The following is a 25,095-nucleotide window of genomic DNA, read 5'->3' as shown; positions in this document are numbered from 1 at the left end:
TTATGCTTGAATGGTGTTACTGTATGCTGGTACCGTGGCCCTGAGCGTAGTCGACGGGTCTGCCTTTTCAGTGCCAAACGTTTGGAAGGCAATCCGCTTTTCGATAGGATACACTTCGCGGCCGGTAACTTTATTAATGATATGTGCATTGCGGTAAGCGCCCATTCCCAGGTCGGGCGTTACAAAACCATGGGTGTGCAGCTCGGCATTTTGCACAAAGATCTCCTCTCCATTTACATCGATGGTGTAATCGCGCTGCACCTCATATAAGCCATCGGGCTGCCGGTTAATACGGGCCGCGATGCCTTGCAGAAAAGCCGGTTCTTTGTATTTATAACCGGTTGCCAGCACCACATAATTGGCGGCACATTGATACGCTTCCTGTTGTTCGGTCTCTGTGAAAGAAAGTTCATACAAACCGGCTGTGTTGGTGGGCGAGATATTTTCAAGGCGCATGTTTGAACGGATATTTACCGGCAGGGAAATAGCATCAACGCTCATTTCATACAACTGGTCAAAGATGTCGTTGATAAGGTCGTAATTGATGCCTTTGTACAACGCATTTTGTTTCGACAGTAATTTCTTCCTTCTTTCTTCGGACAGGTTGTAGAAGTAATCTACATACTCGGGCGATGTCAGTTCCAGCGTAAGCTTTGAATATTCCATGGGGTAGAAGCGGGGCGAGCGCGTGAACCAATTCAATTGCAAACCCTGTTGGGTAGCCGGTAACAGGTCCTGGAATATTTCAGCGGCGCTTTGTCCTGACCCTATCAGGGCCACAGAACCACTGTTGAGCAATTGGTTTTTATGCAACAGGTATTGCGAAGTATGAATAACGCCCGGTAACTGATTGCGATCGATGAAGGCCGGAATGTAAGGCTGGGTGCCGGTACCCAATGCCAGCCTTTCGGCATAATAAGTTTCCGTTTTCCCTGTTTTTGTGCGCCGTACAGTTACTTCGTACAAATTATTATTATAAGCAATGCCCGTTACTTCATAACCAAAGCGGCAATTGCTCAATTGGGTGGCCACCCATTGACAATAACAATTATACTCCTTGCGCAGGATGTTAAAGTTCTCCCTGATGTAAAACGGATAGATCCGGCCGGTTTGTTTACAGTAATTCAGGAAACTGTATTTATTGGTGGGGTCGGCCAGTGTAACCAGGTCGGCCATAAACGGCACCTGCAGCGTTGCGTTTGGCAATAGGAGTCCGGGATGCCAGTCAAACGATTCTGACTGGTCGAAGAACAGCGAGTTTGTATTGGCAACCGGTTCTATCAGCGCCGCCAAACCGAGATTGAAAGGCCCAATACCGATGCCTATGAGTGAATATGTTTGTTGTGCGTTCATTTAAATTTCTTTTGCGAGTGATTGCTCAGCCAGTGGGCTGATGGTAATGTTTTTGTTCTGTGGAAATTTGGCCCAGTACCATTCGCGGTAACAAAAATTCAGGTTGGCCTTTTTGTGGGGCATTTCTATCACCTTTTCTACCCTGAATCCTACATGCAGTTTGTTCATAAGGGAGGCCAGCGAATCAACCGATCCTTCACCCACCATTTTGCCTACCTGTGGTTGCGCAAATACATAATCAACCATACATTGGGTAGAAGGGGACACGTATTTCTTTTTAGGGTCAACCGGGGCTATGTATTGATGCGTACCATAGTCAGTGGGTAATACATCATAGTATTCGCCTACCTGGTCGCGGATGGCCCAATACACTTCAAAATAGAAACCCGGTTCGCCATTGGCTTCGCCTATATAGGCATACAACAGGTCGCCGGCTAACAAAGTGCGGTAATAAGTCTCCAGCTCACTAATGGGCCAGTTCATCTTCCAGATCCTGATAGCATGTTCGCGATGGAACCATTCGTGCAGCATTTCCAGATCGCGATCGAGATCGATGGGCCGCAAGCTGATGGTCACCTCTTCCTTTGGGAAATACCGGCTGTAGAAGATCTCTTTTGACGTGGGATTGATAAGGGTATCACTAAAGAAATATTTGTGCAGGGGATTGTACCAGGTGCGGTACACGGCCGGATTGGTACGTGGCGCGCTGGCTTCATCCATGTTGTTGATGCTGGTAAGCAGGTTGCCCTTGTTGTTCAGTTTGGGGCTGGTTAAAAAATGATTTACCAAACCGGTTGTGTCTGCATCCCGTAGTGATAATAATAGTTCATAAAGCATGCGCAACAACGTGCGCTCGTCGGCCAGTTGATTTTTGCCCAGGGCATTTATTACGCCAAACAGGTTATTGCTGATAAGGTAGTGGTCCCAATACCGGTACATGCGTTCTTCGGGAATAAATGAACGGCTTTCTTTCCCGAAATCAGGAATGGCCTGCTGTAGCATAGCTATTTTTCCTTCACGGAAAAAGAAACCCTGGTTATCGCGGAAGTATATTTTGGCCGGGAACAGGTGTTCATTCATTTCCAGTAAAATATTCTGTTGATGGTATTCGCTGCCCAATCCAAAATCATTAAAAATACCGATCAGCGGTTTTACGCAAATCTGCAGGTATTGAGCGAACCAGTCGAGCGCCGTTTCTTTGACAGAATGGTTACGCAATATCGCTGCCTCGCGAATGATGTTCACCAGGCGCGGCGTATTACCGGCGATACCGTCCTGGCACAAAGCAGCTACCAGCGATACATTCTTTTTTGCGTTAGTGCCTTTAAAAACATTCCGGCGAATGCTGGTGGTGAATCCGTCAATAACGGCGCCATTCCAGGTGACAATGATATAAGCCGGATCAGTAATGAATTCCACACCGGGATACTGCTGCTGCAATGCCTGGCCCCAGCTGGTTTTCATTAATCGGGCGGCGTCATGGCCACGGTACAGTTCATGCGGGTAATTTACGCGATAAGAGTTGGTGATCTTTACATGCAGCGACAATTTGTACATAAAGTCGCTTTGTTCGTTATAGACGGTGCGCACCGAAGAGGTGGCCGCATATAATAAACCTGCTTCACCAAGGCTGTGTAATATCCCTTTTGCCATCATTTCCTGAACCGCGGGTTGTTGCAATAAATATTGCGCTTCCCAGGGATGTGTGGGCACCACTTTGTAATCATAATATTCCCTGAGCAGGTTTTTTACTGTTGGTGTTAATGCTGCGCTTAGCAATTCCTGTTTAAGTAATTCACTGGGCAGGGTAGTTTCCGTACTTTTTTCCTGCACATGCTCCGGGTGTATTAAGAAATAATACAGCGGAAAACGGGCCTGTGTTTCAGGTGAATACCGCAACAGGTCATCGGTAGTAAATCCCTCTCTTGTTTTGGTAAGCGGATGCAGGGGATGGCCTAATAACAGGGATTGTTCCGCTTCTATAAAACTTTGCCGTGGGTTAAAAATATCGGGTTGACCGGTTTCGAATGTATCCAGGAAAATGGTCAGGTTCTCCATACTGTTCTGCATCAAAAATGCAGTGCGTGTTGCTTCCGCATCTGCATAGGCGGTCTTTGCATATTGGGTCACCAGCTCCAGAAAACGGCACGCCCCGATCTCGCTCATGCAATTTGTGGCCAGCTCTTTTTCGGCTACCGGAAAATAAAAACTATGGATCCCGGTTTCTGAATAATATTGAACCGGAATATATACTTCTGAACCGATCGTTGAAAAATCGATGCGGAGATGTAAGGCATGGCCTGTATGCTGAAACCAATGGGCCAGTACCTCATCGTATTTTGGAATGCCTGCATACCGGCTCCAGTTGCTGAACTCGCGGCAAAAGCTGTTGATGAGCGCGGTGTAATTGATTTGCTCAGCTGTTTGCCGTTGTGTGGCAGCGTTGCTCATAATCTTTTCCATGCTTCTTTATAATGGTTAAAATGTTTTGAATATGTTGAATGGCAGTGAGCGGGTTCAGGATGGTGAACTTTAGGAAGAATTGCCCGTTCACCTTTGTGCTGGCCACCAGTACTTCGCCGTTGAAGAACATTGTTTGTTTTATGTAAAGGTTCATGGCGTCTATATCAATGCCCGTGGTACGTTGGGGTATGTACCGGAAAACCAGCACGCCCAGATCTGAATGGCTCAATAGCTCGAATTGATGCGAGTTGTCGAGCAGGCAGGCCGCCTGTTCGGTGGTGTCGATGATCTTGTCGGTATACCGCCCTAGTTTTTGTTTACCCATTAAACGCAGGGTAAACCAGAGTTTCAGCGCATCAAAGCGGCGCGTGCTTTGGGTGATCGATTTATTGATCTGCGCCGGCAGCTCATCGTAATCCTGCTCTTTGGGGTTCAGGTAGTCTGCATGGTGCTTAATGATGTTGAGATGGAATTTATTCTTTACCAGGAATGCACTGCTGCTGATGGGTTGAAAGAACGATTTGTGATAATCTACCGTTACCGAATCTGCCTGCTCGATACCGTTCAACAGGTGCCGGTATTTTTCAGACAATAACAAACCACAACCATAAGCGGCATCTACATGCACCCACATATTGAATTGTTTGGCAATGCGCGAGATATCGGTTAGCGGATCGATATTGCCAAAGTCGGTAGTACCCGCAGTAGCTACGATCGCAATGGGAATATTGCCCTGTTCTATTTCCTGCACAATGGCTTGTTGTAGCTGAGCGGCATCCATCCGGAAGCGTTCATCGGTTCCAACCCTTATAATCGCCTGCTCGCCAAGGCCCATGAGCGAGGCATTTTTCTGGTTGCTGAAATGCGCCTTTTCCGACACAAATATCCTGAACCGGTTTGCATTGGCAGGATGCCCCTGTAATTTAATATTATGGTTCAGCCAGGTCAATGCATAATAATCCCGGGCCAGTAACAAGCCCATCATATTGCTTTGCGAACCACCACCGGTAAATACCCCATCGCACTGGTTGTTGTAGCCGATCTGTTGGCCCGTCCAGTCAATAAGGCGGCGTTCAATAAATGTACCGCCCGCGCTTTGGTCGTAAGTGTCCTGCGATGAGTTAATGGCGCTGATGATCACTTCAGCCGCCAGCGCCGGTATCACCACGGGACAATTCAAATGCGCAATGTACTGTGGTAAATGAAAGGCAGTAGCATGTTTTATGTACAGCGCATTCACTTCCTCAAACAGGCTTTTGTAGTCGGGCAGTGGGTTTTCGAGATTGACGTTTTCAAATTCAGCCAGCAGCATAGCCGGTTTTATACCGCTGAACGGTTTTTTATTGTTCTTTAAAAAGCCCGAGACCTGTTCTGCCGCCGCCCTGATGGCCAGGCGGTAATCGGTTTCGGTGTCTTCATAAAAAATATCGTTGCAGGAGGTATCGTCTGTTTCATTTTCGGGCAGCTCTGTGGCGTATATGGAGATCAGGGTTTGTTTTTCCATTGATGATGCGGTTACTATTTTAAAGATTCGTTGGGAAACAATTTGCCGTAATGTTCTTCCATGATGAAATAAGGATCATCGGTATGCGTAACCGGGCTGATGTTGATGAGACTGGTCTTGCTCATCATCCGTAGCATGAGGCGGCGTTCGCATTTCACCAGTTGTCCGTTCTCGTTACGATAACCGGCAATAAAGGAGTTGCGGCCATGCGCGCACAAATGGTTGTTTACAAAAATGAGATCGCCCGAGTCGGGAATGAAATCGTTGTAAATGAGTTGACGGGCGTCCTCCCAAAAACGAATGAGATTATTCATGGCTTCAGGTGTTTGATTGGCCTTTTCATTATAGATCTGTTCAGCCGCATCAAAGCGAATAAAGGGCCGCTTGCGGTTGCCATATAATATAGAAGTGGTCACTTCATCACCCGCATTTTCTTCACTGGTGTAGTTGGCGTCTTTGGGGCATTTGTAAATAGGGCTGAACAATTCCGCCATCATTTCATTGGTATCGCCATGCGAACGGATGGAATACAGGGTAGAAGGCACCTGTTCTTCATTACGCAGGAAAAGGAAGCTCAGAAAATCGGCCTGGTTAAATAAAAAGGCATCCTCGGTATGCACAAACAGATCGGTGCGCGAACCGGAACCGGTTTGTGTAAAGTTCATTTTCTCGTCGGGTATAACGGCATGCAGCAGCCCGCCGCCTTTGCGCTGGGCATAATATTGAACAGGTTTTGAAGGAATACCGCCATGCAGTAAAGAACAGATGAATCCATATTTTATCAGCCTGCTATAATCGGTTTCTTTCCAGGAGGGCGGGGTAGGGCCAAGTGCATCATGATCTACATCGGTAAGGCCTCTGAAAACCAGGGCGCCATACTGACTGCCTGAGAAATCAGTGCCAAAACGGCTTAGGATGATCGCAATGCGTTCGGGCAATAGCTGGAACGCGTTCAGGTGTAAAGAAGAAATGTAATCGGGGTTTTCATAATGACCAAACGCTTTGATTAGCATATTAGCCACGCTTGAAATGGCCGTTCTTTCTTTTTGTGAAACTTCAATGATCACTGGACTCATAGGCGGTGGCAACACGCCTGGACCTGTAATACCCTGCCCCGACAAGTCGGGGGGCGCCGGTGTTGGAATGGCAATGATTTCCATGTTTATTAATTTGTGTCTAATGGTTGAATGTTTATTCTTGTTTATAATGTTTCAGAAATAAGAGGTAAGAAGTAGGAAGGACCTGTATTTCGTACCTCTTACTTCATGCCTCCTGCTTCGTTTCCCTATGGGCAATAACATCCCTGTACGCTGCGATGGCTATTTCACAGCATAAGTATCCTGCACGCTGAAAAGCGTTTAGTTGCTACAGTAAATTTTAACAGTGAAAATTAAAACTGGCAAAACCATGGCCGGTTATAGAATTGGCAGAGCCAATGCTATAACGAAACTGAATTCTATAAAACCGGATTATTTTCAAATGAATGCGTATGCAATCATTTGCTAGTGATTGGAAGGAGAAGTAAAACGCGTACGCAATTTAAATACTAAATCAATTGAATAGTTACGAGAACAGGAAAAGTTTTATCACAATGCCAAAAATTACATTGGCGTAACAAATGCATGTGCTATATACAGTAATGATGTGGTACAAAAAAACGGTCCTGGTGTAACCGGGACCGTTGCAAATGGAACGTTGCTCTCTGATGTGTTATCACATGGAATAAAAAACGCTAGAATTTTATAGTGACATTGGCAGTGAAGCTGCGCGGCATTTGCGCGCTTAACACGCCCTGACCTACAAAATATAATTCGTTGGTGGCATTGTCGACCTTAACACCGAGGCGATACCAGCGGGCATCATAGAATATAGTTCCATTTAATAAGGTGTAAGAAGGCAGGGTGAATACGCCGGTAGCGGATGAATTGGCGGTAAGGTGTTTATCGACATAATTACCACCAATGCCAGCACCCAATCCTTTTGCTTTACCATTTAATAGTGTATAACTGATCCAGGCATTGGCCAGGTTGCGGGGACCCGCAAATGCAGGCCGTCTTCCATCGAGGGCGGCAGTTGCCTTTGTTAATTTGCTGTCGTTATAACTGTAACCGGCCAAAATGTTTAATCCATCAATCGGACTGCCCTGTACTTCCAATTCAAATCCTTTACTGAATTGGGTGCCGTCCTGAACGGTGATGTTATAGGTTTTGGTTTGGATAACAGTGGGCTCTACCCGGGTCATGTTGGTTGCCTTAATGTCATAATAGCTGGCGGTGATATTGAGCTTATTGTTCAACAGATCGAGTTTTACGCCGCCTTCAAACTGACCGGCATGTTGCGGTTTCATTACACCTGAAGCAATGCCGATGGGTGTTGTTGGCTGGGTAACAGGCGCCAGGTAAATAAAACCATTCATATAATTGGCAAACAATGATACCTTGTTCTTTACCAGTTGGTATACCAGACCGTATTTGTGCGAGAATGTCGTTTGATTATAGTTGGTATTGGCCAGAATGGTATCGGCATAATGGTTGCGGGTGCCTTTGCTGTCGAAACCATCAACCCGCAGGCTTACCATGGCGATCAGTTCATCGGTGATGTTCACCACTTCCGAAACATAAGCGCTGACCATGTCGGTATAGGTGTGGTTCTTTGTACCGGCATCTATGGAAGCTGCAATTTTCTGATCAACTGCATAACGGGAAATTTTTCCATAATTCCTGTCCAGGATATCAGTACCATTTATATAGTCAAAAACAATATAAGGAGAATTGTCGTTGTTCACTTTTGTGCGAACATAATCCAGTCCAACCAGCAGGCGGTGTTTTACCCGGCCGGTGGAAAAACGGCCGGTAAAGTTCTGCTGAATGTCGAGGGTGGTGCTGATGGTGTTTTGGAGGGTAATGTTGCGTTCCAGGGTGTCGTCGGTGTTTTTACGGATGAACTCATATTGATAATAACCATCAGACTTCCGTGAGTTGTTGCTGAGAATGGTTTGGGAGGTCCAGTCGTTATTTATTTTATAGGTTGCTATCGCGCGCATGTTGACCGTAGGCGTTTTCATGGTAAGGTCGTTGGTAGTGTACGACCGGTTCCAGTTAAACCCTAACTCATCAGGCGTATGTGCAACAAACAGGCGGGTGCGGTTCAAAAAAACTACCGAAGGACTGGTCATTTCTGCATTATAGAATTCCCCGTTCAGGTTAATCCTGAAGTTATTGCTGGCGCGGATCTCAACAGCCGGTGCAAAGAACAGTGATTTTCTGAACCCTGCATCCTGCCAGCTTTGCTGGTTCTGGTAAGCAGCGTTCAGCCGGAACAAAACATTGCCTTCTTTATTGGCCTTCCCATAAATATCAGCCGTTACCCGGTTCAAATTATAGCTGCCGGTGCTGTACAAAATTTCACCGCCGAAAGTATCGATGGGTTTCTTAGTGACAATATTGATCAAACCACCCAAAGAGGTAACCGAACCGCCGTATAATGTAGTGGAGGGCCCCTTAAGCACTTCAATCTTTTCTACGTTTGCGGGATCCATTTCGCCGTTTGTTTGAGCCGGAACGCCATCGATCATAGAAGCTTCAGTACGGAAACCACGAAGTGAATAATAGGAGGCGCCATCGGAATTGATACCACGGTTGCCCTGTATTTTATATAAACCTGGTGTATTCTTTAGTACATTTCCGAAATCGGTAATGAGCTGTTCTTTGATGATGTCTTTGGAAATAGAAGTATATACCTGTGGATTTTCCAGGCGGCCCAATGGCATTTTGGCCACAGTCTCGTATCCATCGGTCAGCGGTTTGTTTTTGGCGGCCGCGATCACCACTTCCTGTAGGGTTGCGTGGTTTTCGGTCAATATAAAATCGGTCACCAGTATTTCACCGTCATTCAGGGTAACGGTTTTGTCAACTGTTTTCAGTCCAACAGCGGTTACCTGTATCGTATAGCTGCCGGGTTTTATACCTGCCAGTTTGTATTCTCCCTGTTGGTTGGTGGCGGTGGCCATTCTTTTATTGGCAATTCCTACCGTAATACTTTCAGCCGGTTTACCATCGGCGGTAATCACTTTTCCCTGCAGCGTGCCATGTTGCTGTGCCAGCAGGGCTGAGTTCAAACCGGAAATAAAAATTAATAAAAGGGAAAAACGGAGCATGATCTTCATTGTTTTTCATTTAATAAATCCCAATTGCTATCTATCGTATGGTCGTTTAAAATAAAGTGAACGGGTTGTGGCAGGGGAGAACCGCTTTATAAAATAAAAAGAACCTGTTTAGGCATACGCTACACTGTATTTGGTTCTCCTTCCGTAACAGCGCAGGTACGATAAACAGGTAATTAGTTGGAAAAGGTTATAACAGCTACCGGGTTTCGCCGGTATTAAATTTTATTTGTCAATGTGGAAGGAGAATGAAATCGTGGTGCAAAGAAAAGGGCTGGCTGTAAAAAACGCTTACGCAATCAGGAAATTGATTTACGGTATCGGTAACAACATGGGTATGCGAAATATGATGAATAATTGCAATTGTTCGGATGAACAGCATCGTGATTGGTTGCAACGCCACCGGTGCAACCAAAAGCACTTTTATGAAGGAAGGGCGCGCCCTGGTACAGGGTACCGCCCCAGGTCTGAGTGCTTGAAAATTAGTTGCCCCAACAAATTGCAGCGATGTTGCAAATGCAAAAACTTTCCTTACATTTGTCCCACACTTCAGACGAAAAACAATTCAATATGACAGGCGAAAAAAACTACGATGTAATCATTATTGGTGGCAGTTACGCAGGTTTGTCCGGCGCAATGGCATTAGGCAGGAGTTTACGAAAAGTGCTGATCATTGATGGGGGAGAACCCTGTAACCGGCAAACGCCGCATTCCCATAATTTCATAACTCACGACGGCAATACACCAAAAGCGATCGCAATGCAGGCAAAAGAACAGGTGTTGAAATATGATACCGTAACTTTTCTGCAGGGAATTGCTGTTTCTGCATCCAAAAATGAGAAGGGTTTCGATATAAAAACAGCAGCCGGCGACACCTTCACGGCCCGGAAGCTATTATTTGCTACCGGTATAAAAGACAAAATGCCGCCGATTGAAGGATTTGCAGCATGTTGGGGCATTACGGCAATTCATTGTCCGTATTGCCATGGCTACGAAGTGCGCCATGAAAAGACCGGGATTATTTCCAATGGAGATATCGGTTATGAATTCTGTAAACTGATCAATAACTGGACGAAGGACCTGACCCTGTTCACCAACGGCAAATCGACCCTGACGCCGGAACAAACCGAAAAGCTGCGGCAACATAATATACCTGTTATTGAAACAGAGATCACCGCATTCGAACACACAAATGGGTATTTAAACCAGGTGCTGTTCAAAGATGGATCAACCATGTCGTTGAAAGCCGTATATTCGAAGCTGCCATTTGAGCAGCATTGCGATATACCTGTGAAACTGGGTTGTGCATTGAACGAGCAGGGATATATTACAGTTGACAATATGTACAAGACCACTGTTCCCGGTGTGTTTGCGGCAGGGGATAATACGGTGCAGATGCGGTCGGTATCCCTGGCTATAGGATCAGGCGGTTTTGCAGGCGCCGTGATCAACAAAGAACTGGTAGACGAAAGCTTCTAAATATGGAAATATTGGCTAACATTTTGGTGGGCCTGGTTGCCCTTGAGCACCTGTATATTTTGTATCTCGAAATGTTTGCCTGGGAAACGAAGGGCAAAAAGGTCTTTAAAACATTAAAGCCAGAGCTATTCACGCCCACCAGGGTGCTGGCTGCCAATCAGGGATTGTATAACGGTTTCCTGTCGGCCGGACTCATTTGGTCATTCTTTATTACTGAAAAAACCTGGAGCACGAACGTAGCGATCTTCTTTTTAGCCTGCGTGATCGTAGCCGGTATTTATGGCGCTGTTACTGCGAGTAAAAAGATATTCGTTATTCAGGGCTTGCCGGCGCTGGTGGCGTTGGTAGTGGTTTTGATGAGGTGAGAAGGCACTACGATTAGAACTTTTACATTTTTCTGAACTTTATTTATGATTCGTAACCTGTCTCGTAAGTTGGTTATTTTGGACCATCCAAAAGTAGTTATACAATTTTCAGTACTAACAATATAATATCCCGATATCACTATAGTGTATCCAGCACTCATTATATTGTATCCAGATTTCATTATGGAACGTCAGTAAGCAACTTTGTGATATCAGTAGCAAAGAATACGCCGTCCCAGCATAACATTTGGCGATAAGTTTGGCAGATATTGTTTAAACTTAGCCAGGTATGATGCAAATCCATTCAGGTATGACTAAACCCTGGGTAGGGATGCTCCAATGTGAGCCTGGAGGACAAAAAGTTGAATCAAAATGCGGCATAGTTACTTCAAAATGCGGCATCCAAAGCCTGGTAAGTCATTTCCTAAGTAACTTAAGCTCCAAACTTCTAAAGTTTTATAGTTATCTGCACAAGATGTTTCTGGAATATGTGTCGTGGACGCTTCATTACGCTGTTTTTTAAAAACGATCTGAAGTCACGGAAGTCATATAGTTAAATCAAAATGCTGCTTAGTGAACAACTACTGTCCTAACATTGATCAGTACAAGATATTAAGCCCAGATCAGGTATTATTTAAACTCCTTCGTCACCTCAATCAGCCCAACAATATTGCTGTTAAACTCTTCCAACTCCTCTGCCGGTACCCACAATTCATTATGTATTTCGCCACCAACATTCTGGACCTCAAACTTGCTTACATAGTCTGTGTTCACCGCAAACTTTGTAACATAGCCTGCACCGTATGCTGGTACATTCCAGTCCCTGGAAATTTGAATGGCATATTCTTCATTCATTACCGGATAAAAAATGGGTTGTTCAGGCAGTCTTGGTGGAAATTTTTTCCAGCCCGACTGTTCAATTAATTCCAGTTCTTTGAAGCCAACCGGCCGGTAAAGGATTGTTACTTTATCTGTTGCCATTCGTATAATTAAATTTATTTGCAAAGCTAATTTCTTAACAGATCGGTTCTATCATTCATGCTCACTTTTTCCCTTTCACCTCCGTTACCCCAATAATTACCCCAAAATTGCCATCTGTTTGCGTCCAGTCTTTTTCAGGCAAATAAGTGCGCGATACAAACCCATCTAGATATAACGCATACCGGCAGCCCATTTTTTTGAAATAACCGGCAAAATCAAAGAAGTTAACCTCGCCTTTCGACATGGCAAAAACCACTTCATTATTGGGCAATATGCCCACTCCGTTCCGGATGTTCACATTCGTTGAGCCTTCTTTAAATGCGGGGTTTATTGTTCCGTTTATGACCAGCAACGGGCCCGATTGTGTCGCATATTTTACATTGCCTTTATTTACAAAATCTTCTGTTTTACAGATCGCCGGAACATTGGCCGTCGTAATATAAAACACGCCGTTTGGTTGCATATAAAAGTTACCGGCGCCGCTGTGCCCGATTGTGTCGCATATTTTACATTGCCTTTATTTACAAAATCTTCTGTTTTACAGATCGCCGGAACATTGGCCGTCGTAATATAAAATACGCCGTTTGGTTGCATATAAAAGTTACCGGCGCCGCTGCGGGTGTTTAAGGGAGTGAGCTGCTTTTTATTTTCAATAAATAATCCCAGCGGACTGTTATCCTGCATGTACATGCCGCCATTCATGGCAAACACCAATGTTTTTTGCTGGCTTTCAACCCAGGTCTTCAGGTTTTCAATGCTTTTGAATGGTTCATTTTTGTCATTCTTCCAATAAAGCCTCAGGTCGCTTTTTTTAACATCAACCTTGTATGTTATAAATAGTTCATCTTCCTTCTTTTCTTTGGCAATGCGGGTATAAAATGCTGTTGTGAACAATAGGAGAGTGGCGAGACTGAACGTTGTTATTATTTTCACGGTTTGTTGTGTTTAAGCTGTCAATGGGGAACAATCATTTTTGCCTTCTTTGCCGCTTTGTTAAAATGCCGGTTACCAGGTCTGTTGATGATCTTACCCCATTAATAAATAAGCATTCGAGTTCGCCGCTGCACGTCCACATATCACCATTGCTCGTAGGTCCACCTTCGGTTTCCTTTTTAAGGATAACCTTATTGTCCTTCGTTGAATACAAACAGGTAGTTAGCTTTAAAACCGGCATGCCGGGCTTGCCGCCCGAATGAATGTTACTATAAAAAACAATGTAATCAGCTTTTGAAGTGTCTGCCAGCATTTTCAAACTTACTGAATCCGTTTTTTGATTGGGCAATTCAACAAAAGTTGATTTTGGCTCGTACTCATTAAAATAAAATTTATAAACAGCGATTGAGTAATTCGACAACACATGATAGTATTTAAATCGCTGTATTTCGCTTTCATATGATCGTAACAATTGGAGATCCTTTTTCGATGCTTCTATAGCTGCACTATCGGGACAGCCGGTACAATTTACCTGGTCTTCCAGATTTTTTACTAACAGGTAATATTGTTTTTGCTGTTTAATCACTAAACTATCCGAGGCGCTATAATAAGATTTATCTATTATGGCAGTATCGGGTTGAATAATAACGAGCTTGAATGGCTTCCACATCCCCTGTTGGGCTTGCGTGGTGGTTTTTACAATTAATAGCATTATTAACAGAAGGATGAGCTGCGACTTCATACAATTTAAGTTATTTACCTGCGAATAAGTGTTTTCCGCTATAATACGAATTTAAATGCAGGAATGGCTGGTCCCCGGCAAATAATATCCAATCGGTAACATCGATTTATTCCATCTTTCGTCTAAGGGTTTAACTTTAAACACTTATATGGTCTTTATTTATAATCTCAAGTATGTTAATTCCTGTTCAATTACTTACATGTTATTAAGCGTTATTGCAACACGTTTTTAAAATTAATCCAATGCAGCCCGGCTTTAAAAACCGGCAGTTATTAATATCCTATTAAACCGGCGAATCCAATTACTATGAACAACAGTGATGAATGCAATTACCTTTTCCGTCGCAAAAACAGCTTAAAACGGGTATTCAATTGGCGGTTAAAAACCCTGCTGTTACTTCCTGTACTGGTGTTCACCCTTTTTCAGGCCTGGGCGCAGAATGTCTATGCGGTTCATGCCAATATTATTTACCGCTTCACCAAATATATCAACTGGCCCGATGATAGAAAAACAGGCGATTTTGTGATCGGTGTAGTGGGGGATACTCCTTTATTTGATGAACTTAAGATATTTACCTCCAATAAAACTGCAGCCGGGCAGCCATTTGTTATTAAGAAATTCGCCCCCAAAGCTGCAGCCTACAATTGCCACATATTATTTATTGGTGAAGATGAAAGTGGAAGCGTTAAACGTATAGCCGCCGCAACTGCTGGTACGTCAACACTACTTGTTACTGAGTCAGAAGGCTTAACGCGTAAAGGTTCCTGTATCAACTTTATCATAATCGATGATCGTCTTAAACTGGAGATCAATAAAACAAATATTGAACGCCGGAGCCTCGACATTGCATCTGAATTATTGAACCTGGGAATTGTTGTAAACTAAAGGAGTTAAAAAAACATGAGATCCGTGTTTTGTGCCGGGAAAAACCTGCTGAACCAAACAACGCGCGAGTTCTTCTATACCGATAAAGTGCCATTTATGTTAATGGGCGGTGTAAGTTATCAGTTGCAGTAAAATGAAAGGATGCAGTATGAAATTCAGTATCAAAAAAAGAATAGCTTTCAGCTTCTCCCTTTTAGGAAGCGTGTTTTTAATAAATGCAGCTATTACCATTTTTACCCTGTTGAAGAACCATAGAATTACCGAAAGGACCTCCAATGTGGTTTTGCCTTCCATGCAGGCGATCGATGAATTGAATACCATGCTGCTTGAATCAAAAATGTACACGACCAACTGGGTGTTCCTGCGGGGGAACCAGGAAGATAAAGAACAATTGAAAAAGATACACGAAAAGGAATATTATGCTTTAAAGGATAAGCTTACCGCATATACTGATGACTGGGCTCAAAAAAGTATTACCGACAGCCTGCAGCAGGTATATACCCATTTTGAGCAATTGCTTGCTGTGGAAAAAGAGATCATGCACTCGCTGCAAAAGTTTGAAGATTATGATGATCCCGTAACAAAGCTGGAAGCAGAACGGAAGGTGGAAGATGAAGTGCTTCCACAAACTGCTGCTATAGTTTCTTCCCTCGATAATATACTTAAGCTGGGCAATCAATTCATGGCAGCCGAAAGGAACAGGCTGGGACAACGACAGTTCAAACTTAGGGTATTCATTATTGTGTTATCTGTAGCATTTTTGATAATCGGCTTTTTGTTATCGGTTTATTTTTCCAAAAAGATCATTGAACCCATTACCCGCATCAGGCATATGATAAATGACCTGGGCCGGGGAGTTACCAGCATGCTCGAACACCATACTACCCGCGACGAAATAGGGGAGATGGTGGTGGCGGTGAACAATTTATCAAGAAAATTGCAGGTCACCAGCATGTTTGCCCATGAAATAGGCAAACGAAATTTCGAAATGCCATTCCATCCCCTAAGCAAGGAAGATACCCTTGGTAAAGCGCTTATTGCCATGCGCAATAACCTTAAAAAAAGCGACAGGGAATTACAGGATGCCACCGGTCACCTGCATACAAAAGATCAGTTGCTGCAGGCTGTGGCCGAGGCAACCCATGAGCTTATCAGTAATAATGATCTGGACAGGGCCATTGGAAATACCATGCGTTCATTGGGCCGGGGCATTAATGCCGATGGCATCAATATTTATACCATGCGGTATGAAGACTATGATGGCCAGTTGTATGCCGACTCCTATATGCGCTGGTTGCAGGCAACCGATGAGGTAGATTTTAAATCGCCCGTTTATTACAACACAAAGGTGATGCCCAATGCTATTAAGGCACTCAGTAGCGATGAAGTGTTTGCCCGGCTTACCAGTGAGGTGGAAGATGATTCATTGCGGTTTGTATTCGAGAAAAGGAATATCAAATCGGTTGCGGCCTTCCCCATATTTATCATGGGCCATTTCTGGGGTTTTGTTGCCTTAAGCAACAGCTATGAACGGGTGTGGACGGAAACCGAATTCTCCATTCTTAAATCTTTTGCTGTAACCCTGAGTGCTGCCATTGAACGCCTTCAAATGGAACAGCAACTGATTGTGGCCAAAGACAATGCCGAAGCTGCCAGCAAGGCCAAAAGTGAATTTATGGCCAATATGAGCCATGAATTGCGTACCCCCATGAACGGCATCATTGGCTTTACCGATCTGGTGCTCACTACCGAATTACAAAAAGCTCAACGCGATTACCTGAAAAACGTAAGCAAATCGGCCTACAGCCTGCTGAACATCATCAACGATATCCTTGATTTCTCCAAAATAGAAGCCGGAAAATTGTTGATCGATGAAGTGCCATTTAATCTTGCTGAACTCGTGGAAGATACTGTAGACCTCATCTCTATAAAAGCCGAAGAAAAAGGCCTTGAGCTGGTTTGCGCAATTGACCCGGCATTGCCTTCGCAATTGATCGGCGACCCCATTCGCATAAAACAGGTATTGACCAATTTAATGGGCAATGCGGTAAAATTTACCGCAAATGGCGAAGTGTTTGTGAAAATAGAGTCGGGGGTACGATATGAAAAAAATGAGGCCGGTTTTATTGATGTCAACATCCAGGTAAAAGATACAGGTATCGGTATTCCTCAAAACAAGCTCAATGATATCTTTGAAAGCTTTACGCAGGTTGATAATTCAACTACCCGCAAATACGGGGGAACCGGGTTGGGACTTACCATTTCAAAAAGCCTGGTTGAATTAATGGGTGGGCGATTGATGGTGGAAAGCGAACCGGGCAGGGGCAGCTCATTTTCGTTCAACCTTTCCCTGCAGGTCGTGAATGTAGCGCCGCCGGTCACGTTTGAGTCAAAACCTTTGCTGCGCGAAGTGCTGGTGATCGATGACAATGAAACTAACTGTAAGCTCATGCGGGGCATCTTCGAATACCTGCATATTCCCTGTAAAATATGCACCAGTGGGCCGGAAGCGTTGCTATTGATCACCCGCTCAATACAAAATAATGCCCCGTTCGACCTCATAATAACCGACCACCAGATGCCGGTAATGGATGGCATTACCCTGGCAAAGGAAATAAAGAAATTGCTGCAAGGCCGAACCGAACCTTTTATCCTGATGCTGTCGTCGCTCGAAAAAAACCTGTTCCAGCATGAAGCAGAAAATATCGGTATCAATAAGTTCCTTTCCAAACCGGTTAAACTGCACGAGCTGAACAATATTTTATCTGGCATCTTTAATAAGGCCATTAAAAACGAATACAAAGAAACAATACCCGCTATTGAGCAATTTGAAGGCGTTACAAAGGTGCTTGTAGTGGAGGATGAACCGGTGAACCTGTTGCTGATCACAGAAGTGTTGCGGAAAATGGGGATAGAAGTGGTTACTGCCGATAATGGCAGTGAAGCTGTTGACCAGTTATTGGAACACGATCCTTCCCTGATATTTATGGATGTGAATATGCCGGTGATGGATGGTTTTATGGCCACCGAGCTCATCCGTAAGTTGCCTGCCCATCACAGAAAGGTGCCCATCGTGGCTTTAACGGCAGATGCCATGCAGGAAGATAAGGAACGGTGCCTGGCCTCGGGCATGAACGATTATATTTCAAAGCCCTTCAGGCTGGAAGAAATACATCAGGTAATAAAAAAATATTGCCCCGTGCCGGAGTTTAAAGTGTGATATACCGGCGATCTCAAATACGTGGGATTCTTTAAAAAAATCACAAAAACAAGATTTGCAAAAAATGATACCCGGTTTTATTCGCCTTTGTGCGCGGTAATTGGTATTTTGACGCTTATTCTGGCGCTTTATAAATAATGCCCGAAACCTCGTATGCGTAAGAAACGTATTGTCCTCTATAGCCTGCTGGCCCTGATCCCTGTTTGTTTAATAACCGTTTTTCTTTGCAACTATATTATCCGCAGCACGGCAAAGGATAAGCTCTATACCGATGTTAAAACCATCCCTTATAACAAAGTGGGCCTGTTGCTGGGCACTTCCAAACGGCTTAACTCGGGCTATGCCAACCTGTATTACGATTACCGCATTGAAGCAGCTACCCGGCTGTTAAAGGAAGGAAAAATTAAATACCTCATCATCAGTGGCGATAACAGCCGCAAGGAATACAGCGAACCGGAAGACATGCGTGCCGACCTCATGGCCGCCGGCATTGATTCTTCGGTTATTTTTCTCGATTACGCCGGCTTCAGGACTTTTGATTCCATTGTACGATTAAAAGAGATCTTCAGCCAGGATTCGGTGACCATCATTTCCCAGCAATTCCATAACGAACGTGCACTGTATATGGCCAAAAAAGAAGGCATTAGCGCCGTTGCTTTCAACGCAACTGATGTAAGTGCCAGCTATGGCTTCCGTGTGCAGCTGCGCGAAAAACTGGCCCGCGTAAAGGTCTTTGTCGACTATTGGTTCGGCACAAAACCAAAATTCCTCGGCGATAAAGTAAATATTCCAGCCGAGTTAAATTACTAAGGTGTAATTTGAATTTGATGCACATGCGGCCATAATTTGCCGGTTACATATACCAAATCTGTTGCCGCATCATAGGCAATACCATTCAGTACATCGCCGCCATCTCTTGTTAACGAGGCTTTGAACGCGAGCGGACTCAGGTCTAATTTACCAACCACTTTTCCATTGGCCGGATCGATCCTGACGATGTAGTTCGTTACCCAGATATTCGCATAGATATACCCTTTAATATATTCCAGCTCATTCAGGCTGTCGCGCCGGTGGCCGTTCTCTGTTATCGCTAATTTTTTTACCAACTTCAGGTCACCGGGTCGCAGAAAGCTCAACGTGTCGGTTCCGTCACTCATAATAACCTGGGCGCCATCCGTGGTTAAACCCCAACCTTCCTTGGGAATAGCAAACTGACCGGTTTGCTTAAAGGTGCTGGCATCGTAAATAAACCCCACGTGATTCTTATAAGTAAGCTGGTACAGCTTGTCTTTTAAAAAGACTATGCCTTCCCCGAACAGGTTTTTATCGCTTAGCGCTACTTTTTGAATAAAATTGCCTGTTTTCAGGTCGTTTATGCCGATCAGCGATTTGCGTTGCGCGTAGGGCGAGCCGGTGCTTTCGTATAATTGCCCGTCATGCACTACCAATCCTTCAGTAAACAGGGAAGTGTCGTGCAGAAAGTAATCTTTTTCCTTGTATTTGATGGCCGGAGTAACAGTTCGGGCCGGTTCGGCGGTCTCTTCCGCTTCCTCCCCCGAATTACAGGCTAGAAAGGTGAAAATTACCATTAATAAGAACAAGGTTTTCTTCATGGCAGTATTTTGGGGCCAATAATAGCAATATCCCCACAATTGTAAAAACCCAATTTGTTAAACCTGGAAACGATTTTGCACAAGATGAATGCCCTGCTGCCGGCCAATTACCCTTGTTGATAACATTACCTCATGAAAAGTTTTTAATGCCGGGCTACTTTTATTATCATTGCCCTTTCTATGCTGCCCTATTTAAAACCTTTTTTCAGGAAACTGATTGCGCTGCCTGTTTGTATCGTATTCTGCGGCCTGCTGTTAGGGCAGCAGCCAACCACTTACCATTTCGCCCATCTCGACTTTAACCAGGGACTTTCCAATAACCAGATCAATTGCATTTTTAAAAGCAAAAAAGGTTTTATGTGGTTTGGCACCATGAGCGGATTGAATCGTTTCGATGGTTACACCTTTAAAACCTACCGCCATGATATTAAAGATAGCACCACTATCAGTGATGATTATATTTCGAAAATCGTAAGTGGTCCTTATAATAAATTATGGATCGAAACCCGCACCGGTTTCAATGCCTATGATCCATCCATTGAAAAGTTCGACCAGCGGGTCGACAGGTATTTGCAGAAACTGGGCCTGCCCGGCTATGGGCTCAACGATATTGTTCCCTGCGGCAAAGGGTTTTTATTTGTTTACCGCGATCTGGGCATTTATTATTTTGAGGAGAACAAAGCAGTGTTGCCGGTAATGCAATTCGATAACCGCGAAATGAATGTCATTGCCGATGTTAAAACAGACGCCAGTAATAACATCTGGGTGGTTTATTGCAATGGGTTGTTGGAACAGCTCAATGCCACCACAAAAAAATCGATTGCCCGCACCCCCATGCTGCAACAAAAACAGGGCGTCAACAAATTTTACTACCACCTGTTCATCGATGCGCAAAACGAGCTGTGGGTGTATGGCAACGGTATCATCAATGGTGTTTACCGCCTGGATCCCCGGCAGCAAACATTGCAGCAGTTCGCCAATAGTGAAGGAATGCACATTCTCAGCAGCAATATCATTGTGAGCATGGTGCAGGATAAAAAAGGATTGCTGTGGATCGCTACCGATCATGGCGGGCTCAATATCCTCGATAAAAACACGCTGAAGGTGCAGGTGCTGTTGAACGAACCGGGCGATAACAACAGCCTGGCGCAAAACAGTCTTACGGGATTGTATAAGGACGACAAGGGCATTATTTGGGTGGGAACCTTTAAGCAGGGCATCAATTATTATCATGAAGGCATCATCCGGTTTCCCCTGTACCGCCACGAACCAACCGATAAGGCCAGTTTGCCCTACAATGATGTAAACAGGTTTGTGGAAGATGCACATGGCAATATCTGGATCGGCACCAATGGGGGCGGACTGATCTATTTTGACCGCATCAATAAAACATTTAAGCAATTCAAACACAACCCGGTCAGCGATAACAGCCTCACCAACGACGTCATTGTAAGTTTGTTCATCGATCACAATAACACATTATGGATCGGCACTTATTTCGGCGGTCTCGATAGTTATGATGGCCGCACATTTACCCATCATCGTCATACGGTGAAAGACAGCACCAGCCTGAGTGACGACCGCGTTTGGGAAATTTATGAAGACCACAACAACGATCTCTGGATCGGTACCCTTGAATCGGGTCTCGAAAAATATGACCGGGCCAACAACCGGTTCATTCATTTTAAACCCATGGCGCCTAACTCGGTGCATATTGGGTATATATCTACCATAACAGAAGACAAACAGGGCAATTTATGGGTGGGTACTTCTTATGGCATCGATGTGCGCAACAAGAACACCGGCGTCTTTACGCAATTGCTCAGCCGCGATACAAAACTCAGTAATGAGAATATCATCAGCATCTATAATGACAGCCGGGGATTTACCTGGGTAGGCACCCGCGATGGCTTGAATGTATACAATCCACAAACCAATAAATTCCAGGTTTTCAGAAAGGAAGATGGGTTGCCCGATAATGCCATTCTGAATATTATTGAAGATAATGCGCATGAACTGTGGATCAGTACGCCCAATGGCATCAGCCGCATCAGGTATTCCGGAACCTTTGCCGCCGGCATCAGCATCAATTGCGTCAATTACGACCGGCCCGATGGTTTGCAGGGTAAAGAATTCAACGAAAATGCCGCACTGAAAACGCGGCAGGGTGAACTGCTGTTTGGCGGCGCCAATGGTTTTAACCTGTTCAACCCGGCCAACCTGAAGGTGAATACCATTATGGCACAAGTTGTACTAACCGGTTTACAGGTGTTTAACAAGAATATTGAAGCCGGCGATAAGGTCAATGATCAGGTTATTCTGCAACGATCGATTACCGAAACAGATAAGATAACCTTGCGTTACGATGAAGATATTTTCTCCATAGAATTTGCCGCATTGGGTTTTATCAATACCCAGAAAAATAAATACGCCTATCGCCTGCAGGGATTTAATAAGAACTGGTTGTATACCGATGGCAGTTCGCGAAAAGTTACCTACACCAATCTTGATCCGGGCCGGTATACCTTCTTTGTAAAAGCGTCAAACGACCGGGGTGAATGGAATGACAAGGGCATTGCTGTTGACATAATTGTATTGCCGCCATTCTGGTTAACACCGTTGGCGTATGTGATATACGTTTTGATTGCACTGGCCATTTTATACTTTGCGCGCCGCATGGTTATACAGCGGGCAAAAATGCGGTTTGCACTGGAACAGGAAAGAAGGGAAGCCAGTCGAATACGCGAGCTGGATATGATGAAGATCCGTTTCTTTACCAATGTAAGCCATGAGTTCCGCACCCCGCTGTCGCTGATATTGACCCCATTGGAAAGAATGATAAGAACAACGGAAGAACCGGCGCAACGGTCGCAATACCAGTTGATCCATCGCAACGCCCGGCGCCTGATGAACCTGGTTAACCAACTGCTCGATTTCCGTAAGATGGAAGTGCATGAGTTAAAGCTGCATGCCACCGAGGGCGACGTTATACAGTTCATTGAAGAAACTGCCGGCTCTTTCACCGATATAGCAGAAAAAAAACAGATCCGGTTTTCTTATACTGCAGCGTTGAAAAGTTTGTCAACCCCTTTCGATCACGACAAACTGGAACGCATCATCTTCAACCTGCTGTCCAATGCTTTTAAGTTCACCCCGGCAAATGGTTCGGTTAGCGTAACAGTAAATGCAACCCGCAACGAGGAAGAAACCTTGCTTGAAATAAAAATAAAAGATACCGGCATTGGTATTCCGGCCAGTCAGCATGAAAAAATATTCGAACGTTTCTTTCAACACGATGTGCCGGGCACCCTGGTAAACCAGGGGAGTGGTATAGGGCTGGCCATCACCAGGGAATTTGTAAACCTGCTTGGCGGAACCATCATTGTAGAAAGTGATGAATTAAAAGGATCCACCTTTACGGTGTTGCTGCCGGTAAAAGAGATCGCAACAACCCTGGTACCGCCTGTGATAGCGGAAGAAGAAGGGAGCACAGCAAATGAAATATGCGCAGATGCCGTAAAGCCTGCCGGAAAAAAAGAGTACACGGTTTTGCTGGTTGAAGACAATGAAGATTTTTTATTCTATCTGAAAGAGAACCTGCGCGAATGCTTCAATATAGTTGAAGCGGTGAATGGCAGGGAAGGCTGGCAGAAAACATTGTCGGCACACCCTGATATTATCGTAAGCGATATCAATATGCCGGTAATGAACGGCATTGAGTTGTGTAAGAAAATAAAACAGGACCAGCGCACCCGCCACATTCCGGTGGTTTTATTAACAGCACTTACCAGTGAAGAGCAGCAGTTACATGGTATTGAAACCGGGGCCGCCGATTATATGACCAAACCCTTCAATTTTGATATACTGGTCAGCAAAATAAGGAACCTGTTGCGCCAGCAGCAATCCTTTAAGCAAACCTTTACCCGGCAGGTGGCGGTGAAAACAACCGATGTTCAAATAGCTTCGCCCGATGAAAAATTTGTACAGGATGCATTGGCCATCGTTGAAAAGAATATTTCCAATGCCGAATTTTCGGTAGAAGAATTAAGCCGCGCTCTTTTATTAAGCCGGGCTGCTGTTTACAAACGCTTGTTTGTACTTACCGGTAAAACACCCATAGAATTTATACGACAGGTTCGACTGCAACGTGCTGCGCAGTTACTCGAAAAATCAAGGATGTCGGTTGCAGAAGTTGCGTACGCAACCGGGTTCAATAACCCCAAATACTTCTCCAAATACTTCAAAGCCGAATACGGAAAATTACCATCTGCCTGGCAGGCAAACGCCAAAAAGGGGGGTAATTGACAAATCCCCCCTTTTAATTATACATTATATGACCTGCCCTTAACATTTTGATACCCTCAATTAGACAATCCGGTACCATAGATATTGATTTCTCCTATTAATTTCACGCCGCTAACAAAAACGGATTGTTCCGGATGTATTCGGGAATATTCGTAAAAACAACAAACGTAATTGTCGTATTTCCCGGAATAGCACCGGGTATAAAATGAGAAAATAAACAAGGAGTTGGCTTCGCCATTTGAATAAAAGGAATTAACCATCTCCCAAAACTAAGTATACGGGTAAGTCCATTTTGGAGGTTCAAAAACTAAGGGTCACATTGTTCTGAAAACAAACCGCCTGGTTGCAACCGTCTGGTACATACGGGGGCGGTTTTGTTTCCAGACATTACATTCCTTACCTTCCGTGCCAAATTTTTTTTCATGTACAGAGCTTTGCCATTATTGCTTTTATGGTTCCTGCCCGCCGCTACCTCACTGGCTCAACAACATCCATTACAACTTTGGTATAATTCACCAGCCACTCAATGGGAGGCAGCGCTTCCATTGGGGAACGGCCGCCTTGGCGCCATGACACACCGGCATTCGGAAGGCAAATCAGGTACAGGAAGCCACCATCACCGCTACAACCGCCAATAAATTTGTTATAAAAAAGCCGGTGGCGGCCAAAAAGGTGCAAATAAATCAAAATAATAAAACTTTATATACGAGCGATGATAACTTGCTCGTTATTATGAAAAAAGGCGAAACAATTAAACTGATATTTGAATTGTAGGATTTAGGATTTGTGGAATATAGAGAGGCATCCCGCACCACGCGGGGTGCCTTTTTTATGGTGAATGGTGAATATTTTCGGATGTGCGAGACCAATAGCAAAGCTGAAATTTATTGAGGCCATTCACCATTGGCCATTTACTGCTACTCTTGACCAAAATCAACTAATTATTAATTGATTAAGTTCACATAAATTTTGTAATTTCAATCAACCCAACAGGTTACAGGGCTCATATCGCTACATTTATTTGATTCTGATTAGTAAACCCGGTTTGTAAGATTCCTGATTAGATAGTTGGCTTATGCTGATATTTTTA

At 44.4% G+C, this 25,095-nt stretch carries 17 protein-coding genes and 1 pseudogene; 8 read left to right on the top strand and 10 right to left on the bottom strand.

Annotated features, from left to right (window positions below; genetic code table 11):
- The 5 genes from A3860_RS35745 to A3860_RS35725 all read right to left on the bottom strand — a co-directional run bounded on the left by A3860_RS35745 (position 1) and on the right by A3860_RS35725 (position 9,485).
- Positions 1-1,353 carry a lysine N(6)-hydroxylase/L-ornithine N(5)-oxygenase family protein gene (locus A3860_RS35745; protein ID WP_081155392.1) on the bottom strand — a complete coding sequence of 451 codons (1,353 nt, stop codon included), beginning with the start codon at positions 1,351-1,353 and terminating at the stop codon, positions 1-3.
- Entirely contained in the window at positions 1,354-3,816 is a 2,463-nt protein-coding gene (locus tag A3860_RS35740; protein WP_081155391.1) for a GNAT family N-acetyltransferase, read from the bottom strand.
- Positions 3,770-5,320, bottom strand: a complete 1,551-nt coding sequence (locus A3860_RS35735; protein ID WP_081155390.1) for a pyridoxal phosphate-dependent decarboxylase family protein — start codon at positions 5,318-5,320, stop codon at positions 3,770-3,772. The genes A3860_RS35740 and A3860_RS35735 overlap by 47 nt, the downstream gene beginning before the upstream one ends.
- Before the next feature lie 14 nt (positions 5,321-5,334).
- Positions 5,335-6,480, bottom strand: coding sequence for a Fe(II)-2OG oxygenase family protein (locus tag A3860_RS35730; protein WP_081155389.1), 1,146 nt, complete (start codon positions 6,478-6,480; stop codon positions 5,335-5,337).
- Between the two features lie 572 nt (positions 6,481-7,052).
- Positions 7,053-9,485, bottom strand: coding sequence for a TonB-dependent receptor (locus tag A3860_RS35725; protein WP_081155388.1), 2,433 nt, complete (start codon positions 9,483-9,485; stop codon positions 7,053-7,055).
- A gap of 567 nt (positions 9,486-10,052) precedes the next feature.
- Between A3860_RS35725 and A3860_RS35720 the strand changes: the two genes are divergently transcribed.
- A complete protein-coding gene (locus A3860_RS35720; protein WP_081155461.1) occupies positions 10,053-10,961 on the top strand; it encodes an NAD(P)/FAD-dependent oxidoreductase in 909 nt (302 codons plus the stop codon).
- Between the two features lie 2 nt (positions 10,962-10,963).
- Positions 10,964-11,326 (top strand): DUF1304 domain-containing protein, encoded by a 363-nt coding sequence (locus A3860_RS35715; RefSeq protein ID WP_081155387.1) that lies wholly within the window; start codon positions 10,964-10,966, stop codon positions 11,324-11,326.
- Between the two features lie 630 nt (positions 11,327-11,956).
- Here A3860_RS35715 and A3860_RS35705 read toward each other — a convergent pair.
- From A3860_RS35705 to A3860_RS35690, 4 genes are all read right to left on the bottom strand, one after another.
- On the bottom strand, positions 11,957-12,307 hold the full coding sequence (locus A3860_RS35705; RefSeq protein WP_081155385.1) for a hypothetical protein: 351 nt from the start codon (positions 12,305-12,307) through the stop codon (positions 11,957-11,959).
- Positions 12,308-12,368: 61 nt separating this feature from the next.
- Positions 12,369-12,755 (bottom strand): phosphodiester glycosidase family protein, encoded by a 387-nt coding sequence (locus A3860_RS35700; protein ID WP_245843697.1) that lies wholly within the window; start codon positions 12,753-12,755, stop codon positions 12,369-12,371.
- Positions 12,698-13,240: a phosphodiester glycosidase family protein gene (locus A3860_RS35695; RefSeq protein ID WP_216823585.1), complete on the bottom strand. Its 543-nt coding sequence runs from the start codon at positions 13,238-13,240 to the stop codon at positions 12,698-12,700. The genes A3860_RS35700 and A3860_RS35695 overlap by 58 nt, the downstream gene beginning before the upstream one ends.
- A gap of 34 nt (positions 13,241-13,274) precedes the next feature.
- A complete protein-coding gene (locus A3860_RS35690; protein WP_081155382.1) occupies positions 13,275-13,982 on the bottom strand; it encodes a hypothetical protein in 708 nt (235 codons plus the stop codon).
- 306 nt (positions 13,983-14,288) lie between these two features.
- Between A3860_RS35690 and A3860_RS35685 the strand changes: the two genes are divergently transcribed.
- The 4 genes and pseudogenes from A3860_RS35685 to A3860_RS35670 all read left to right on the top strand — a co-directional run bounded on the left by A3860_RS35685 (position 14,289) and on the right by A3860_RS35670 (position 18,897).
- On the top strand, positions 14,289-14,867 hold the full coding sequence (locus A3860_RS35685; protein ID WP_081155381.1) for a YfiR family protein: 579 nt from the start codon (positions 14,289-14,291) through the stop codon (positions 14,865-14,867).
- Between the two features lie 148 nt (positions 14,868-15,015).
- Positions 15,016-18,087, top strand: coding sequence for a hybrid sensor histidine kinase/response regulator (locus tag A3860_RS35680; protein ID WP_158085467.1), 3,072 nt, complete (start codon positions 15,016-15,018; stop codon positions 18,085-18,087).
- 18 nt (positions 18,088-18,105) lie between these two features.
- Positions 18,106-18,225 (top strand): annotated as a pseudogene (locus A3860_RS42410) (DUF3995 domain-containing protein); the annotation flags it as partial.
- A gap of 15 nt (positions 18,226-18,240) precedes the next feature.
- Entirely contained in the window at positions 18,241-18,897 is a 657-nt protein-coding gene (locus A3860_RS35670; protein WP_081155378.1) for a SanA/YdcF family protein, read from the top strand.
- Here A3860_RS35670 and A3860_RS35665 read toward each other — a convergent pair.
- A complete protein-coding gene (locus A3860_RS35665; RefSeq protein WP_081155377.1) occupies positions 18,894-19,700 on the bottom strand; it encodes a glutaminyl-peptide cyclotransferase in 807 nt (268 codons plus the stop codon). The two genes, A3860_RS35670 and A3860_RS35665, sit on opposite strands and share 4 nt — an antisense overlap.
- Before the next feature lie 180 nt (positions 19,701-19,880).
- Between A3860_RS35665 and A3860_RS35660 the strand changes: the two genes are divergently transcribed.
- Both A3860_RS35660 and A3860_RS35650 read left to right on the top strand, forming a co-directional pair.
- The gene (locus A3860_RS35660) at positions 19,881-24,005 is read left to right on the top strand and encodes a hybrid sensor histidine kinase/response regulator transcription factor (protein WP_081155376.1); all 4,125 of its coding nucleotides are present in this window, start codon (positions 19,881-19,883) and stop codon (positions 24,003-24,005) included.
- Positions 24,006-24,427: 422 nt separating this feature from the next.
- Positions 24,428-24,643, top strand: coding sequence for a glycoside hydrolase N-terminal domain-containing protein (locus A3860_RS35650; RefSeq protein ID WP_081155374.1), 216 nt, complete (start codon positions 24,428-24,430; stop codon positions 24,641-24,643).
- Positions 24,644-25,095: the final 452 nt, after the last annotated feature.

It is taken from the genome of Niastella vici (assembly GCF_002077945.1).
Taxonomy (GTDB): Bacteria; Bacteroidota; Bacteroidia; order Chitinophagales; family Chitinophagaceae; genus Niastella; species Niastella vici.
Note: the sequence above shows the minus strand (reverse complement) of the source record. Positions and strands in the feature narration are given on the sequence as shown.

Bases quoted from the DNA above. Each gene is read 5' to 3' on its own strand.
- A3860_RS35745 (WP_081155392.1), bottom strand. From the start codon at position 1,353: ATGAACGCACAACAAACATATTCACTCATAGGCATCGGTATTGGGCCT.
- A3860_RS35740 (WP_081155391.1), bottom strand. From the start codon at position 3,816: ATGGAAAAGATTATGAGCAACGCTGCCACACAACGGCAAACAGCTGAG.
- A3860_RS35735 (WP_081155390.1), bottom strand. From the start codon at position 5,320: ATGGAAAAACAAACCCTGATCTCCATATACGCCACAGAGCTGCCCGAA.
- A3860_RS35730 (WP_081155389.1), bottom strand. From the start codon at position 6,480: ATGGAAATCATTGCCATTCCAACACCGGCGCCCCCCGACTTGTCGGGG.
- A3860_RS35725 (WP_081155388.1), bottom strand. From the start codon at position 9,485: ATGAAGATCATGCTCCGTTTTTCCCTTTTATTAATTTTTATTTCCGGT.
- A3860_RS35720 (WP_081155461.1), top strand. From the start codon at position 10,053: ATGACAGGCGAAAAAAACTACGATGTAATCATTATTGGTGGCAGTTAC.
- A3860_RS35715 (WP_081155387.1), top strand. From the start codon at position 10,964: ATGGAAATATTGGCTAACATTTTGGTGGGCCTGGTTGCCCTTGAGCAC.
- A3860_RS35705 (WP_081155385.1), bottom strand. From the start codon at position 12,307: ATGGCAACAGATAAAGTAACAATCCTTTACCGGCCGGTTGGCTTCAAA.
- A3860_RS35690 (WP_081155382.1), bottom strand. From the start codon at position 13,982: ATGAAGTCGCAGCTCATCCTTCTGTTAATAATGCTATTAATTGTAAAA.
- A3860_RS35685 (WP_081155381.1), top strand. From the start codon at position 14,289: ATGAACAACAGTGATGAATGCAATTACCTTTTCCGTCGCAAAAACAGC.
- A3860_RS35680 (WP_158085467.1), top strand. From the start codon at position 15,016: ATGAAATTCAGTATCAAAAAAAGAATAGCTTTCAGCTTCTCCCTTTTA.
- A3860_RS35670 (WP_081155378.1), top strand. From the start codon at position 18,241: ATGCGTAAGAAACGTATTGTCCTCTATAGCCTGCTGGCCCTGATCCCT.
- A3860_RS35665 (WP_081155377.1), bottom strand. From the start codon at position 19,700: ATGAAGAAAACCTTGTTCTTATTAATGGTAATTTTCACCTTTCTAGCC.
- A3860_RS35660 (WP_081155376.1), top strand. From the start codon at position 19,881: ATGCTGCCCTATTTAAAACCTTTTTTCAGGAAACTGATTGCGCTGCCT.
- A3860_RS35650 (WP_081155374.1), top strand. From the start codon at position 24,428: ATGTACAGAGCTTTGCCATTATTGCTTTTATGGTTCCTGCCCGCCGCT.